This window comes from Candidatus Nitrospira nitrosa (assembly GCF_001458735.1).
Lineage (GTDB): Bacteria > Nitrospirota > Nitrospiria > Nitrospirales > Nitrospiraceae > Nitrospira_D > Nitrospira_D nitrosa.
Map to the genome: position 1 here is coordinate 694,600 of NZ_CZQA01000001.1, position 15,886 is coordinate 710,485.

Sequence of the window (15,886 nt, forward strand, 5' to 3'; positions counted from 1 at the left end):
TCCGCAGTGGCTCAGGGACTCAGTACTGGGAAGGCACCAAAACGGTGGTAAAACGACCACGATCTGAATTGGCAACCTGCCCGCTTTGTTTTGTTTTTGCTTTCGGACGGACAGGTATTGCTACAAGTGCCGCGACCAGGGCTATGAGGAGAAGGCTGTGCGCATTATTCAAGAATGTGTGCGTAAAGAAACCAAACCACAGTGTCACGACGCTGAAGATAAAGACAATTCGCCGACGCTCTCCTTCACCTTGCCAGATCAAAGCCAGCAGAAGCATCGGCATGAGCATTGCTCCGAAAAAGCCATGATCGATCATATGCGACAGGAACTGATTATGCGGTTGGATGTCTAGTCCCTTATGTACCGACCCAGTTCCGCCACCGAAGAACGGCTGTTCGGTTACTCGTTCCCAAGCTTCTCGGGCAACAGACTTGCGTGATCGGCCTGATTTATCATCCACTTCAAGTGGATCCATGAACCAGGCGAGTCGCTCTTGTGTGTCCGCATTCAACGTGCCAACCCTTTCCAGCGTGGTGAGAATCTGGTCGGCTTTCGGCAACAGCACGAGGGTGAGAAGGCAGACCGTCACGAGACCTATCCGGACCAAATGCCTCGCGCTGATGAACTGTCCCAGCATCAGCCCCCCTACCACAATAAGCCACCCAATCAGTCCCGCCCGAGAATAGGTCACACACACACCAACGCCTGTGAGGACAATGAACGCGCCGCGATACCAGGAGGGTACCACCGTGATGCCAAGAATCATTCCAAGGACGAGTGCTTCCGCGGACATATTGGCATTCACATACAAGCCGGCGGATCGTCCAGAGACATCGCTGAATGTATTGGGGGCAAAGAGTTCAAAGACATTGATCACGATGCCAACATGGACCGCCGCCACCAGCGTGAGTCGCGCGCATAAGTGCGCCTTGCCATCCATAAAAATCGCGAGAAAACCGAGAATTTCAAATATGGCGAGGATCCGCCATCGCACTTCCTGCCAGGCCATGTCCGACTGTGACCCGAACAAAAACCAGACGAGCGTGACCCAGAGATACAGGAAACACCACCCCACAATCGGAAGTCGGAGAATCTCGGACGACATCACCTGCCTAACCAGTAGTGGCAGGGACAGAACAAGGAAAGCGAGAACCCACTGCCACGGCGCCACGACCTCGTACGTCCTGTGCAGGTATGCATGAAGGTTGCTGTAAAAGAGCGCAACTGCGATCACCGCCAAGGTGTTACGGAAAAGGGTACTCGTCATGACATTCGCTTAAACGTTCTGCTCAGGCATCAACAGACAGGCTTATGCTCCCGTGATGGGACGGGTTTACTGATCGGTTGATGACATAGTGCCAGCAGTGTCTGCTCCGTTGTGAGAACAAGATTCTCTAATGTAAAGTGTTCAACAATACGGTGGCGGATCTCCGACGCACGTGGTTTGGCATCCAGGACTTGTCGCATCGCTGCTTTGAGAGCGGACGGATCCTTGGGTGGTACGAGTTGACCTGTATCTCCGATCACCAGACCTGAATCCCCCACATCAGTTGCCACACATGGCACTCCGCAGGCCATACCCTCCCCCAGCACATTGGCAAACCCTTCCCCATATGAAGAAGAACTCACCAGTAGGTCAAGGGCGTTATAGATATGAGGCATCTCCGATTGCCTCCCAACCCACATCATGTGATCGGACAGCCCAAGCTTCTGGGCACGGTCTTGGAGCGCAGTTTTGTATTCGAGTGCCCCATCTCCCACGCACACGAAGCGTACCTGATTGCATTCTTGTAGCAGTAGCATGGCTGCTTGCAAGAAGGTTTCATGATCTTTCATCGGATCCAGCCTGCCGACGAGGCCGATGAGAAATTCATCCTCGCCTACTCTCCACTGGGTGCGTATCCGCTCGCGCGCTTCCACATTCGGATAGAACCGGTTGGTATCGATGCCATTCGGAATGACCACAATTCTCTCGGCCGGATATCCGTCTGCGACACGAACTCGGCGACCGGCATACGAATTCGAAATGATCAGATCTGCAGATTTGGAGAGCCAGCAGTTTAGCGCATAGCTCGGGCCACAAAGCCAATCGTAGCGGCTATAGTCCATATTTGAACTGCGAATGCTCCAGACAATCTTCATCGAACGTAGAAAGGGTTGTACGAACACCGTCATGAAATCCACGATGTAGGCATACAACAAGTCTGGCCGCTCCGAACGCACGGCTCGGATCAGTCGAACAAGAAACCCCACCACATCCCACCGTCCTCGCTTGTCGAGGGGAATGATCCGGACGGAAGCGTCCTTCAGATCGACTTCCAGCGGTCCTCCGGAATAGCACACAGCAACGGAGACCTTGTGTCCACGCTGATGGAGCTCGCGAGCCAGAACAACCAGCTGCCGTTCCGCCCCGCCACAGTCCAGCGAACGGATAAGAAAGAGAATGTGCATGTGATGCTTGGGTTACACAGCAAGAATTATTGTAAGATTGACTCTTTGTCACGCATGGGATAGCCTTGCGATCCCAGTCAGAAGGTCGTCCCATAACTTCATGACTCTGTTTAGACTGAAGCGCTCGACAACCTCGCCCGCTCGGCTTCCAAGCCGTTGACGTTCCGTTTGGTCCCCCATCAATCGCTCCATGGCATTGGCTAAAGCCGCCACATCCTTCGGTGGAACCAGAATGCCATCGACCCCGTCACGAATGATGTCACGTGGTCCGCCGCTGGAACAGTCCGTGCTGACGACTGGAAGTTGACAGGCCATCGCCTCGACCAGGGCATTCGGAAACCCTTCATATCGAGAAGACAATACAAAGAGGTCCGCTCCTTTTAGAATGGTGGCAGGCTCCCGCACTTGTCCAACTAAATGAACACGTTCTCCGATCCCCAAGTCCTCGGCAACTGTCTGCAAGCTCGCCCGCCGCGGCCCCTCACCAAGGATGACCAACGACCAATCAGAATGTTTTGCGGCACATCGGCTAAATGCCTCGATCAGGATATCGAACCCCTTTTGCTCCACCAATCGGCCCATGGCAACGATGGCATGAGCAGATGCGTGAGGTTTTGACGCCTGTTTGGACTCACTCTTTGTTTGGCGCATAGGGTTTGGGATCACATAAGTGGCTTTTATTCCCGGAAGCTTCAAGGCCCAATCACGTATGGCGCATGATTGCACCACGATCGCATCAGCACGCCGATACAATACGGACCGCAACACACTCCAAGCCAGACCGATATTATATTCACGGGGATCATTGCGCTCAGAGATGACAACGGGGATACCAAGGCCCCAGCTTGCCATGAGCGTAAGCACATTGGTCTTATCGAGAAAGCTCACGATCACCTCAGGCTGTGCCCCACGTAATGCGCGGCGCAGTCGTAGAATTCTCCGAACGTTTTCACGTAGGGCTTGGACAACGTGTGCTGAGCTCGATAAAGCATCTAATGCTACCCGCTTGATACGACGATCGAGCGTATACCAGTCATTGGGCTGCGGGCTGAGGGTGATGAGAGTCATGTCCTCTCCCCGCTCTGCCCAATAGTTAGCCATAACAGACATCACCCGCTCTGCTCCTCCAGCCGTGAATGTTGAAATGACCAATGTGATGCGCATTGGGGTTACGGACGCGAGGTCGCGAGGTGGGGGGAAACACCGGCACTCTCCAATCGGAGCCTTTGAAACACCATGACATACAGAAAACACATTGAGACCAGGTACATCACGCTGGTCGCCAGGGCAATCCCGGCGACACCGAGGAGTTGCATAAAGACGTAGTTCAAGACGATCGAGAGGACCAGACTGATAGCGGAACTCCACATCAAAATATGATTGGCCTTGAGAGACGAGAGCAATCGAACGGCAAGAATACCTAAGGTAAATGGAACGATCTGCAAGAGGGCGAGGGATTGCACCCATGCCGCCTGATGAGTATGTGCAGCCGTAAACGCTCCGCGTTGGAAGAGAAGCTGGACGATGGGTTCTGAGAACACCACAAGAATGGTCGTCAGGGGAATCGTGATGGCGGCGATCAAGCGGGCATAGGTGAGCAGCGTCTGTCGTATCTCAACCCACTGCCGTGCGGCGACCATCTGTGAAAAATACGGGAGCACCGCCGTGCTCGCAGCCATGGACGCGACGCCGAGTAACAGCATAGGAATCTTGTTGCCGTAAGACAGGATCGAGACACTCCCCGATCCCAAGGACGCAGCCATGATCTGCCCGATCATCTCTGTGCTGCCGATCAAGGCTGCCCCCGCAAGCATTGGAGCATACTGATACCACACCGTCTTCAACGCTGGACTCACGCCGCTCCACCCGGGAAGAAGCCGGACCCCTACCCGAGCCACACCCCATCCGAGAAGCACAGCATGACATACCGCGCCGGCAACCACGCCGATGGCAAGTGCATGAATGTTCATAGAGTGCGTGAGTGCCAGAAGGGCAAGAATGGTCATACCTGCCATGATGGCAGGAGCGATTGCGGCAAGCGAAAATTGCTCGTGGGCGTTCAGTATCGCTCCCCAGGTGGTGGCGAGTCCGCTGAGAAGGAGACAGGGCAACAAGGTGTTGAATAACGACACCGTCAACGCAAATTTCTCTTCAGGAAATTCCAGAGCCACCAGACGAAGCACGAACGGACCCACGGCAAACAAGATCAGTGATGTCAGCGCTAAGAGAACGACACTACCGGTCAGTACACTCGCGTACAGGTCCGTAGCCGCTGCCATTCCTTCTTCTTTCCGTACCTGAATATAGGTAGGGATCAGCGCAGCATTGAGCGAGCCACCGACTAGATTGATCGCAAACGAGGGAATCACAAACGCCATGAGAAACGCGTCGAGTTCATCGCCGGCCCCAAATTGATAGGCCACCACTAAATCTTTTCCGGCAGAGGCAGTTTTTGCCAGGACGGTCAGGGCACCGACGGTCACCAACGCACTCAAGATCCGGCGATTGATCGATCGCGCCTTCCACGTATCCCACCATTGAAGACCTACTTGCAGCACGTTCTGCACGGTTTAATCCAATGGCTGAACCAGAGACGAATCATCTTCCTCAACGTTTCAAGCATCGCTTAGCTGAATTCTCACCAGCGTGTGTGAGACCTACCTGCCCATCACTTGGAGGAGAACCTTGCTGGATCTGCCTACAGTGGGATCCCATTCTCTTCAAACTTCTTGCCGACGTAGGAAGGGTACAGGTTAGTAGAGACTCGGACTTTCTGCAAAACGATCCCCAGTATTCTCCCTCCGGCACTCGTCAGCTGGTCAATGGCCGCTCGACAAGCTTCACGGGTGGTCTGGCCGGCGCTGGCCACCAAGAGCACGCCATCGACCTGAGAGGCAAGGATCACAGGGTCCGTCACAGGGAGCACCGGCGGGGCATCCAGAATGACATGATACCGTTCTTCTCGGCATCTGTTCAGAAGCTCTCTCAGCTGTTTGGAGTGCAACAGTTCCGATGGATTTGGTGGGCGATCCCCTCGAGGAATAACAGACAGGTTGGCCAGATCGGTCCGATATATAATCTCTCTCAAGCTGGCCCTTCCAGCCAGGAAATTCGCGAGTCCATTTGTGTCAATCCCCTCGCGTTGAACTCCATGGATATACTTATGTGAAGGATTCCGCAAATCGGCGTCGATCAGTAGAACCTTCGTATTCTCCAACTGGGCCAGTGCGACCGCGAGGTTCACCGAGAGGGTCGTTTTCCCTTCGCCTTCTCCAGGACTCGTTATGAGGACACACGACGGTAATTCATCGGGCCTGGAGAGTAGTACGCTGGTCCTGATAATGCGAACGTGTTCAGCCGCGACACCTGAGGATTGCTGGGTGAGGAGAGACACTCCCTCCCCGATCTTGGTTTTTGGCAGCAGTGGCATCACTCCGAGGAGAGAGACCTTCGGCAGATACCGTCCTAAATCATCAGGTCCCCTCAAGGTCCGATCACGAGCTTCTAAGAAAAGAGCCAGCCCAACCCCCGTCATGAGCCCTACCAGAAGTCCTAACATGATATTTAACTGCTTCTTGGGCTTTACTGGGATAGCGTTCGGCACCGCAGGGTCGGCGAGATACACATTGGCACTCCGCAACCCAGCCGAAAGGTCTGCTTCCTTCGTCTGTTTAAGAAAAATGTCGTACAGGTGCTGGGTGCTCTCTGCCTCCCGCTCGAGGATTCCATAGTCGACTTCATATTGTTCGAGCTTAATTTTCTCTTGTCGATGACGGCTTGCCGCTTCCTTAATGACGCGTACCCGTCCGCGCGCCGAGTCATATTCCTGCTTCACGGAGTCAAAGATCTTCTGTACCTCTTGCTCGATTCGCTCATGAAGATCCTGCATCTCCGCCTTGGCGTGAATCAGCTTAGGGTGAAGCGGTCCATACGTGTCCTCCAACTCGGCAACCTGACCCGACACCCTGATATCTTGGGCTCGCAACGTTTGCATCAGGGTCGAACTCAGCACTTCGGTCGAGGCATCCAAACTCGACCAGTCTGTTTCGATGGCTCCATTGTGGCCGGTTCGGCTGCGCAATATTGATTCAATTTGTTCGAGACGAGACTTGGCCTCCGCTTGCTTCATCTCTGCCCTGACAAGCTCTGAGTCCAATTCGGTGTTCGTGTGCGCCCTCGCCGTTTGCTGCTCACGCCCTCCCATCAACCCATGCTTCAGACGAAACTGATAGAGGGCCTGCTGCGAGTCTTCGGCTTTCTTACGCAGTTCGTCGAGATGGGCGATATACCATGCAGCAGCTTTTTCCTTCGATAGCGCGTTTAGCTCTTGGGTGCGTTCAATGTAGGTCGAAGCCAGCGTATTGGCGATGCGAGCGGCAAATTCCGGGTCATTGGAAGTTGCCATCACATGGGCCAGTCGTGCGCCACGAATCGGCACGATTTCAATAGCCTCAGCAAACTGCTTCAGTAAGCGTTCGTCCTCGTCCCCTAAAACTTGTGCATCGACATCTCCTTTGAACCCGACAACGCCTGCGACAGCCGCAGGCAGGATGTCCCCCATCGTTGAGGAAAGGATCGAGGGTCTGGGTTTATATTCCGGCTGTTCGGACAAGTGGAGAAGCTGCGCCGTCCGTTGGAAAATATAATGGCTTTTCATCAATTCAAACTGAGTTTGAAAGTATTCTGGGGAAAGGTCGCCCTGGCGGTAGTCTCGATCGTATTCTAAGCCACTTCGTCCTACTTGTTCGACCACCACTGTGGCTTTTGCTTGGTACCGCGGTATCTGCATGAACGACCACACAGCCGCAGCCGCTGCACACCCAACCACAATGACAACGATCAGCCAAACACGGCGCCGACAGGCGCCGGCATACTCGGCAAGGACAGTCTCACGGCCGTTACTTTCGGCCGATTGCGGCGAGATACTATCGTCATCACGAGTCATGTCACAGCCCACGTTTCATAGAGGTGCGCCTCAATTCACCATTGGCACCCATAGCCAGAACGATGAAGACCACCTCTGGGCTAAAAGAGCGTTTCTGCAAACAGCATCACCGTGTTTGCTTGGTAGGTGAACTGCGCCTGAGTCGAGTGTCGATCCTCAAACATATATTGCGCCCCAACACCCACCCATTTGACCGCTTGATAGTTCACTCCCACCGCAACATTCTTTAAATCCTCATTCCTCGCTGGCCCGCTCGTTATCCCAGCGGAACTCACACCTTGAAATTTGTCGTGCTCGTACCCGAAGTTGATATTTACCGTCATGCGATCGGTCAATTCGTGCCGAGCCGTAAGATTCACACCCGTCGCTGTGTAGAATAGGGAACCGATCGATACCGTTTGTTGGATTGTCCGATACAGCTGCAACGATAGCCGCAACAACGGCGTCGCCTGCCAATTGAGTCTTCCCATCACAAAGAGATTAGAGTAGGTGTTTTTGTCTCTGAAAAATCGGTCCAGCGGAGGAGGTTGATTGACCTGCGCACGGGTAAATTGCACATGCTGATATCCGACCAGAATATCTCCGGACGTCATCTCGCTGATATTCCAGGTCGCTCCTCCACTGAAGGTATAGATGACATTGTCCAAATTCTTATTCTGGTCATAAATCGATTGCTGCGCTCCAATCATGGCCCGGAGGGACATGTTGTCCGTCACATCCCGCGAGAACAGTAAATTGGCCCGGTTTATCAGTCTGTCACGAACAGCGCCCTGGTTATTATTGAGGTATTGCCAGCGAAGCGTTTGCACATGGAGTCCCACGCTAGACTGTGCCCCGAAATACTCGGCATGCCCGGTGAAGCCATCGGCTGTCCATTTGTTCACCCCAAGACGTTGCGTGTTCACGTTATCCACAGCAGAGCCTCTGGGATCATGTCCAAGCCTGTGCTCGCCTTGGAGATCGACTTTGAGTCCACCGGGAAAATTGAACTTGACGGCTCCTACCGCAGTCTGATCCTGCACGTCGTTTGATGTCGTGCGTGAATAGTATTGAAGGTTGGTCCGATAATCGATTAGGACGGAGTGAAATCCTCCAAACGGCAGTTGGGCTTGGATCCCCGGAGAGAGCGTGGTCAGGAAGTCACTGGTTTTATTGCCGTTCGTCCTGAACACATTATCTGTATACATCTGAGCAACTCCCATATGGGGATGCAAGCGGAGTGGTCCGACCGAAACTCCCTCACGGGGAAAGGCTTCAGGCAAGCTCCCCGGAAAGATGGGATAATACCCAGTCATGGGCCACTGTGGGGTCAAGTACAGCGATCCTAGGAGCGCAGGGTTGGCGAACTGCGATAAGAACATCGTCCCCGATGCACCGAAGGGTGCCCCACTACTGACAGAGAACGTATTGAGTGTTTCCGATTGCTGTGCCAATGGCGTTCCCACTGTTGTCAACGTTGAGAGGACAGCCATAGAACACGCAACTATCTGACTAGAGGGAGACAGAAACGCCCAATGGGGTGGATCCTTGATTCCACACAAGAAGAGAGGCATAGATCCTGCTTTGAGCCTTTCAGAAGAGACTGCGATCTATGTCCGATTCCCTGAGTGTGCGCCTCAACTTCTTATCCGATTGCTGAGTAATTTCATGCAGCCTGCGGCTGGTTGAACCTATGCCACGCGGAGATGCTGAGTTCGTTTTCTTTTCAGGCTGTCTCAACGCGTTCATATGAGCGCATAAAACCGACCTGAGGATCGTTGATTTCATAATCTGCTCACCGTGGCACAACCCTTCGCACTGTCCCATATCACGACGACTCTAGCACTGGGATGTCAAACGTGAAGAACGCTCTCCCCACCTATTGACTTGCATGGCTGGAGAATATATTCCCCTTGCTCGAGTGGGTATTTGCCCGTCCGATTCTCCCCTACTGTCACCGTAGTCTTCATGCGGAAGAAGCCGAGGCCATGATGAATATTCGGCACTACTCTGCTGGTACCACCTCGCCGGCTCCGATGTGAATGAGCGCCGCTTGTTGAATGAGAGCGGCGCGGATTACCAACCCTTGATGGCCTTCCCTTCTGACGAATTGGCCACGAAGGCCCGCAAGGGGACCCCGTATCACTTCTACCCATGTGCCTTCAGTAGAATACTCGTACGGCTCCGTCGCACAATCAGCAGCGGCAACCCGCTGGAGCACCGCGATCTCTTCGTCGTGAATAGGTTCCGGCTTTAGGATACCAACAATGCGCGCGACCCCTGCAGTTTTGAGAATGACAAGGCTGCTGTCTAACGTAAACCTGGCGAAACAATACCCACGAAACAACGGTGATCTCGTCCACACCTTTCGGTCGGACCACTGACGCTGCACCCTGCTTAAAGGAAGAAATGGCTCAATTCCCTCTGCAAGCAGCCGGTCCCGAACTTGTTTCTCCTGGTGGGAGCGCGTAAGTATGGCATACCAGCGAAGCTCGGTCTCACGTGCTGCTGTATCATGTGGACTCACGGCCCACTCTATTCAATTGGTGATATGCATAGCTTCGCCCCATCTCCCCCACCGACTCCCTTCGCAGAGCTAGAGCTATATAGCTCTACACAGTACCACTTATACGCCATACTACATACTAGAGCCATTCGGATCCGTCAAGGGGAAAGGTGGCTCCCCATGGCATCTTCATCATGTTTCAGCATGTCATAACGGACGTGCTACAAAAGATCGACGGAACATACTGTTTCAGCCTACAGCCTCACAGTACAGTCGCGATAACGAGCGATATACGTAGCTTCTTCGCGCATGTCCCAGCCATGGCTTAACCGTGATAGGTATATACAGCCCTAAGTGATGGCGCGCTATCCTACAAATACCTACTAGAGTTATACAGCCCTAGTCAAGGCTAAACGTAGCTTTACTATCAATTTGGGTATCGCACCGAAAACAATGATGTCACCCTTCCAGGTTGGTCGCCCATCATGGACATTGCCTCACTGTGCATCGCGGGCCATCAGCCGTACTTCACGAGGTACACCCGGCTACTTCTGTCACGACGGTGTGCCTGCTCACTGATTACGCTCGGGAATTAAGCCGTTTCGTAACTATCGGGTAGGCTGGAGGCCCATGGTGCTCGACAAAACGGAATATTCGTGTGCGCAACCAACTGTTGCGTAGAAAGCAGTGTGTGTGTGCTGGGGACCGTTCAAAATCAATCGGAGAGGGCACGACTACGTGAAGTACCGAAAATGCGGCAAATGGAAACGCCTCGCCAAGCTGCCTCGTGCGAGCCGGCTCACGTCAAGATGATCGTGTCACGAGGAGGATCTTTCAACCTTCAATGCACTCAGCATATTCCAGTCCGTTCAGACTAATCGTCCCCAAAAGGCGAAAGAATCAGAGGTACAGCAACGTGATGAGGATGTTCCAGATGAAGAGAAGCGGAAGGATCATGGGGCTGCGCTGCTTGAAGTACTCCAGTCACTGCCTCCAAGTGGATTCAAACGGCTCACTCAACGACTGCTTCAGGAATCAGGCTTCCAATAAGTCCCGGTAACCGGCAAGAGCAGGAATGGAAGGATCGACAGTATAGGAACTTTAAGGGGATGGTATCAAGTTCCAAGTGCAACGGGTGAATAATGACGCCACTGCGCGTACACCTCCAGAGGCGTCGCAAAGTTCAAACATTTTCGAGGGCGCGTATTGAGCCGATGCGCGATGGCGTTCAACTCACGCTGGGTGTATGTGGAGAGATCCGTGCCCTTGGGCAAGTATTGACGCAGCAAGCCATTGGTATTCTCGTTGGTTCCGCGTTGCCAGGGGCTGTGCGGATCGGCAAAGAACACCTGGATCGAGAGGCGGTGTGCCAACCGCTCATGCTCCGCCATCTCTTTCCCCCGATCATAGGTCAGCGTTTTCCGCAGTGGGGTCGGGACATGCCGAAGCTTCTTCGTGAAGCCCTGGTACGCACTCGCGGCATTCGTCCCGTCCATGCGAGCCAGCAGGACCAGACGAGTCGTCCGTTCCACCAACGTGCCCACGGCCGAGCCGTTGCGAGCCCCTTTGAGGAGGTCACCTTCCCAGTGCCCCGGCACCGCACGAGTGGCCACATCGGCCGGACGCTCGGCAATTGGTGTGAGGTTGGGCAGCTGGCCGCGTCGGTCCTTTCCACGCGCCCGAGGTCGACGGGTCTTGCGCGCCTGCCGCAGAGCCGCCAACAATTCGGTCCGCAAGGCGCCACGTGGCAGCACATACAGTCCCGCATAGATGGTTTCGGCAGACAGCCGCTTGCTCATGTCGTCAGGATACAGGCGGCGCAGACGTCCCGCAATCTGCTCGGGCGAGCAGCCCTGCGTCAGCTGGGTCTGCACGTACTCCCACAGCCACGGGTCCAGGAGTTTACGCGGGCGCCGTGGGCGTTGCGCTCGGATATCTGCGTGGTGCTGCGCCGTACAGGCCAGGTAGGGACCGTCAGGTGTCGTGTTCCGAGCGACCTCGCGGCTCACGGTGCTCGGGGCCCGTCCCAAGATCCGCGCCATGGTACGGAGCGAATGCCCTTGGGCGAGCCCTAGACTGACGGTGGCACGTTCTTCGGCACTCAGATGTTGATAGCCTCGTGTTTGCATGGCAACACCATAGCCCATGAGGGGCTGGCAGTGTTGCACTTGGAGTTAGAACTCAAGGGGCTAATCCCTTCGTCAGTTTCAACGTGCTTTTTCAATGCAAGTGATACCAAGGAGCAGTGACTCAGGATGGGTATGAAACAGCCGACGTCGGTTAAGATTAACTAAGGGTCACTTCCTCCGTGTCATGCACTCGGCGAGAGCAGGAAATCGATATCGGCCTTTGTTAGCACGCCCTGCCCTGAGCCTCGCACCGCGCCGGCCAGGACTGCATCGTACAACTCGAGCTTTCGTTGCTTGAGCGCCATCATTTTTTCCTCGATGCTGTGCCGCATGAGAATCCGCACGATTGTGACGGTCCGCTGTTGCCCGATGCGATGCGCACGATCCGACGCTTGCCGCTCCACGGCGGGATTCCACCAAGGATCCAGATGAAAGACATAACTGGCCCGGGTCAGATTCAACCCTTGCCCCCCCGCTTTCAAGCTCAGGAGAAAGACATTGGGCTGGTCACCATCTTGAAAAGCCTTCACGCGGGCTTTGCGCGCAGCCGGTGCCGTGGAGCCGTCCAATCGATGATACGGCAATCCATGCTGTATGCACGCTTCCTGCACCAGATCCAGAAAGCTGGTGAACTGTGAGAACACCAGCGCACTATGCCCTTCCTCTCGCAATACGGTTAATCGTTCCAGGAGAAAGCCAAGCTTAGGAGAGCGCTCCTCCGGTTGTTTCGTAAGGAGTCGTGGCGAAAGACAGACCTGTCGCAGCTTGAGGATAGCCGTGAGGGCGATGAACTGTGCCTGCCCGGACGTCTTGCTGCGATAGGCCTCATCGATTGTTGAGCGAACCTGTTCGACCGTCTGCTGATAGAGTGCCTTTTGGCGATCCGTCAACTCCAGAAACACCTCATGCTCGATTTTCGGGGGTAAGTCCTGAAGAATCTCTGCCTTGGTTCGCCGCAGAATAAAGGGCCTCGTCCGACGCAGTACCCGGTCAAGCGTAGGACCCGAGAGACGTTTCAAGTCCGTCTTGAACCGATCACTCTCGCCCAAGAGCCCCGGCACGCAGAGATCAATCACGGAGAAATACTCACCAAGATGGTTTTCGAGTGGTGTACCGGTCAACGCGATCTTGAAGCGCCCCTTGAGTCGTCGGACTGCCCCCGTCGTGTCCGCCTGAATGTTCTTCACCGCCTGGGCCTCATCGAAGACGACCACATGGAACATGGTCTGCTCCAAGATATCGATATCCCGACGAACCAACCCATAGGTCGTGAGCACGATCTCACCGTCCCCGGCCTCGAATGTCCGTTCACTCCCGCTATACACATGGACCGTAAATTCTGGCGCGAACCGAGCCAGTTCCTGCTCCCAATTGAAGAGGAGGCTCGTCGGCACCACGACCAGGTGAGGGCCTTTTACCCCGCGCGCTGCCTTGAGGCGTCCCTCCCTGATGGCAGCCAGAAGGCAGATGGTCTGGATGGTCTTGCCCAGCCCCATGTCGTCCGCCAAACAGGCCCCGAATCGATGGGCATAGAGAAATGCCAACCAGGCATAGCCGTCCTGCTGGTAGGGGCGGAGCGTTGCATGAAGCTCCTTCGGTAACGGCGGCTCCTCAATCCGTACAAATCCCAGCAAGCCCGCCAGCACTGCTTCGTCTTCGTCCGGCAACGACACGTGGATTCCCTGCTCGCGCAGCGCGAGCCAATCGAGGATCTGTAATCGAGGCACCCGTACAACCAGCGTCGATTCCCGATTCACCGGGGCGCTCACAGTCAGGTCGAAGATGGCACGTAGCCGTTCCATGCTCGGGCCGTCCAGAAGCCGTAGACCGCCTTCCCCTCCAATGAGTCCGCCTCGCTGCAGGACCGTCCTCCATTCATCTTCGTCAATGGCTATTCCATCGCAACGAATCTCCGGCTTGATCTCGAACCAATCGATTCCCGTCTCCTGTCGATCCTGATGCCCGACGTGAACGGAACAGTCCCACCGAACCGACCGGAGCGGCTTCTCCTCGTACAACAGTGTGGTCCCGACCATGGTCAGCTTTTCCAAGAGAGCCGGTAATCGTGGGAACAGCACCCGCGAATCGATCAGCATCGCATCATGCGAGGTCATGCCACGAAACGCTTCTGGGCCGAAGATCTCGAATGGAACTTGATAGAGCCATCCCTCTCGAGACTTGTCGATCGTGTGCAACCCCCACCGCCCTGCATCGATCTGCAACCGTACATCTGGCCTGGCATAGACAGCCAAGTGCTGTTTCAGCCATCGTGCGGCCTCTAGCCGAATGCTTCTCACCCAATCGGTCTGATCCAGCGCCGTCTTAATATGGAGGTCTCGTTCCTTCGCCTCACCGACCGTCAGCAGGCGAAAGAACAACTCGTAAAGCACCGCCTTGCGTTTCTGTGTTCGCAACGGCCCTGACACAGCGCGACCCTGCTCCAACGCCCGGATGAAGGAAAAGGTCGATGCGCTTGGCGCACACCACGTCTCACCTTGCCGGCATTGTGCCTGAAGCCTCCACGCAGTCGTTGGTGCACCAGACTCATCAAGGAGCGGCCTGAGCGTCAACGCGTATTCCCGCTCCTCGCTTACTGATCCGGCAACAGATAAGCGAACCAACGTCTCGCTTCCATTTCCACGAAACAGCAGATCGTCAAGCGTGTCGTCCGCTTGCTTGAAGATCAGATCGATCTGAGAGGATTGAAACTCCTGTCGCGGAATGGTGAATTCCAGCTCATGGTGCAGCCCCTGCCATCTCCGATGACCCTCATTGGGTGGTAAGACAACCGCATAGGGCGCTTCATCCAAACCACTGCGACCATAAGGACTGTCAGCCCTCTGGATGGCATTGCGCAGTGACAGAAAGGAAGCCCACCCACCTTCATCCTCCAAAAGAAGCAAGCGTCGACCATTCACATCAACCACGAAGCTACGAAACCGGACAATTCGGTCGAGCACCGTGCCGTCCGCAACACACACCGCGCGAATCCTCACGGCTTCACCGGAAAGAGCCAGCTCCGTCTTACTTTGGCACGCGACCGTCGGCGCCCATTGAAGAACAAGCGAGTCCTGGTCGACTTTGAGGACAATAGGGAACCGGCGCTTGGCCAAGTCAAGGTAGCGCAACAAGGGATCATCCCCGTAGGTCGACGAAAACCAGGATGGATGAAGCAGCGGTCGCAGCTCGGTCGGTAAGTCTGGAACCCAGCCCGCAGCCAGCCTTACACCATTGCGATGGATGGAGAGCTGCGGAGAGGGCAGGCTTGCGTCGATCACGATTTCATAGCCCGACTCGAGCGTACGGCCTTTGCTCGGGACACCCGTCTGAATGGGTACCCCCAGCAAATCGGATCTGAGTGCGGCAAGATGGGCTTGTTCTCGATCGGATAATTGGAACGTCTCGGGCACAAGGAGATGTTTGGTGGTGAAACAGGCACACAGGACATGTTTGCACGGACAATCAAACTCCCAAGCCGGACAGTCACAGAAAGCAGAGAGAAACCCGTCGTCCAGGGAAAATACGACTTCGTACAAGACGGTGCCCTGCACATGGGCCGTGAGTGTCGCGCCATCTTTGCTCCAGACATAGTGTTGCAGTCGCTGCCGCCGATAGTAGTCATGCCCCCGCACCACCGACGCTTTCGGGGCCATCGTATAGACATCATTGACGGCAAGATTACGAAATGCAGCAAGCAGCGCGGCCGCAGCGGGAGTTTGAGCGATGGGGCTCACCGTCGCTTCAGCCGGAGGGCTATATGTTGTTCTAAAACGAGACGCAGGCTTTTTTCGCATGGCGCGCCACTATAACGGGCGGGAAAGACCCCCATCAAGTCACTCTAGAGACTGGCGCTTCCGGCTTATCTTCGTACCATGA

At 55.0% G+C, this 15,886-nt stretch carries 9 protein-coding genes; all 9 read right to left on the bottom strand.

Translation table 11 applies throughout. The features are described from left to right. Positions 1–19: 19 nt before the first annotated feature. Positions 20–1,267, bottom strand: a complete 1,248-nt coding sequence (locus COMA1_RS03350) for an O-antigen ligase family protein (RefSeq protein WP_090743760.1) — start codon at positions 1,265–1,267, stop codon at positions 20–22. Between the two features lie 29 nt (positions 1,268–1,296). Then, positions 1,297–2,451, bottom strand: a complete 1,155-nt coding sequence (locus COMA1_RS03355; RefSeq protein WP_090743763.1) for a glycosyltransferase — start codon at positions 2,449–2,451, stop codon at positions 1,297–1,299. Positions 2,452–2,499: 48 nt separating this feature from the next. Further along, on the bottom strand, positions 2,500–3,615 hold the full coding sequence (locus COMA1_RS03360; RefSeq protein ID WP_090743766.1) for a glycosyltransferase family 4 protein: 1,116 nt from the start codon (positions 3,613–3,615) through the stop codon (positions 2,500–2,502). 5 nt (positions 3,616–3,620) lie between these two features. Next, positions 3,621–5,018: a murein biosynthesis integral membrane protein MurJ gene (murJ, locus tag COMA1_RS03365; protein WP_090743769.1), complete on the bottom strand. Its 1,398-nt coding sequence runs from the start codon at positions 5,016–5,018 to the stop codon at positions 3,621–3,623. Between the two features lie 131 nt (positions 5,019–5,149). After that, positions 5,150–7,396 (bottom strand): GumC family protein, encoded by a 2,247-nt coding sequence (locus COMA1_RS03370; RefSeq protein ID WP_090743772.1) that lies wholly within the window; start codon positions 7,394–7,396, stop codon positions 5,150–5,152. An 80-nt stretch (positions 7,397–7,476) separates the two neighbouring features. After that, a complete protein-coding gene (locus tag COMA1_RS03375; protein ID WP_176697821.1) occupies positions 7,477–8,868 on the bottom strand; it encodes an outer membrane beta-barrel protein in 1,392 nt (463 codons plus the stop codon). 512 nt (positions 8,869–9,380) lie between these two features. Further along, a complete protein-coding gene (locus COMA1_RS03380) occupies positions 9,381–9,902 on the bottom strand; it encodes a UpxY family transcription antiterminator (protein WP_176697822.1) in 522 nt (173 codons plus the stop codon). Positions 9,903–10,996: 1,094 nt separating this feature from the next. Further along, a complete protein-coding gene (locus tag COMA1_RS03385) occupies positions 10,997–12,010 on the bottom strand; it encodes an IS30 family transposase (protein ID WP_090746779.1) in 1,014 nt (337 codons plus the stop codon). 182 nt (positions 12,011–12,192) lie between these two features. Beyond that, complete coding sequence (locus tag COMA1_RS03390; protein ID WP_090743779.1) at positions 12,193–15,804, bottom strand: DEAD/DEAH box helicase; 3,612 nt, start codon at positions 15,802–15,804, stop codon at positions 12,193–12,195. Between the last annotated feature and the right edge of the window lie 82 nt (positions 15,805–15,886).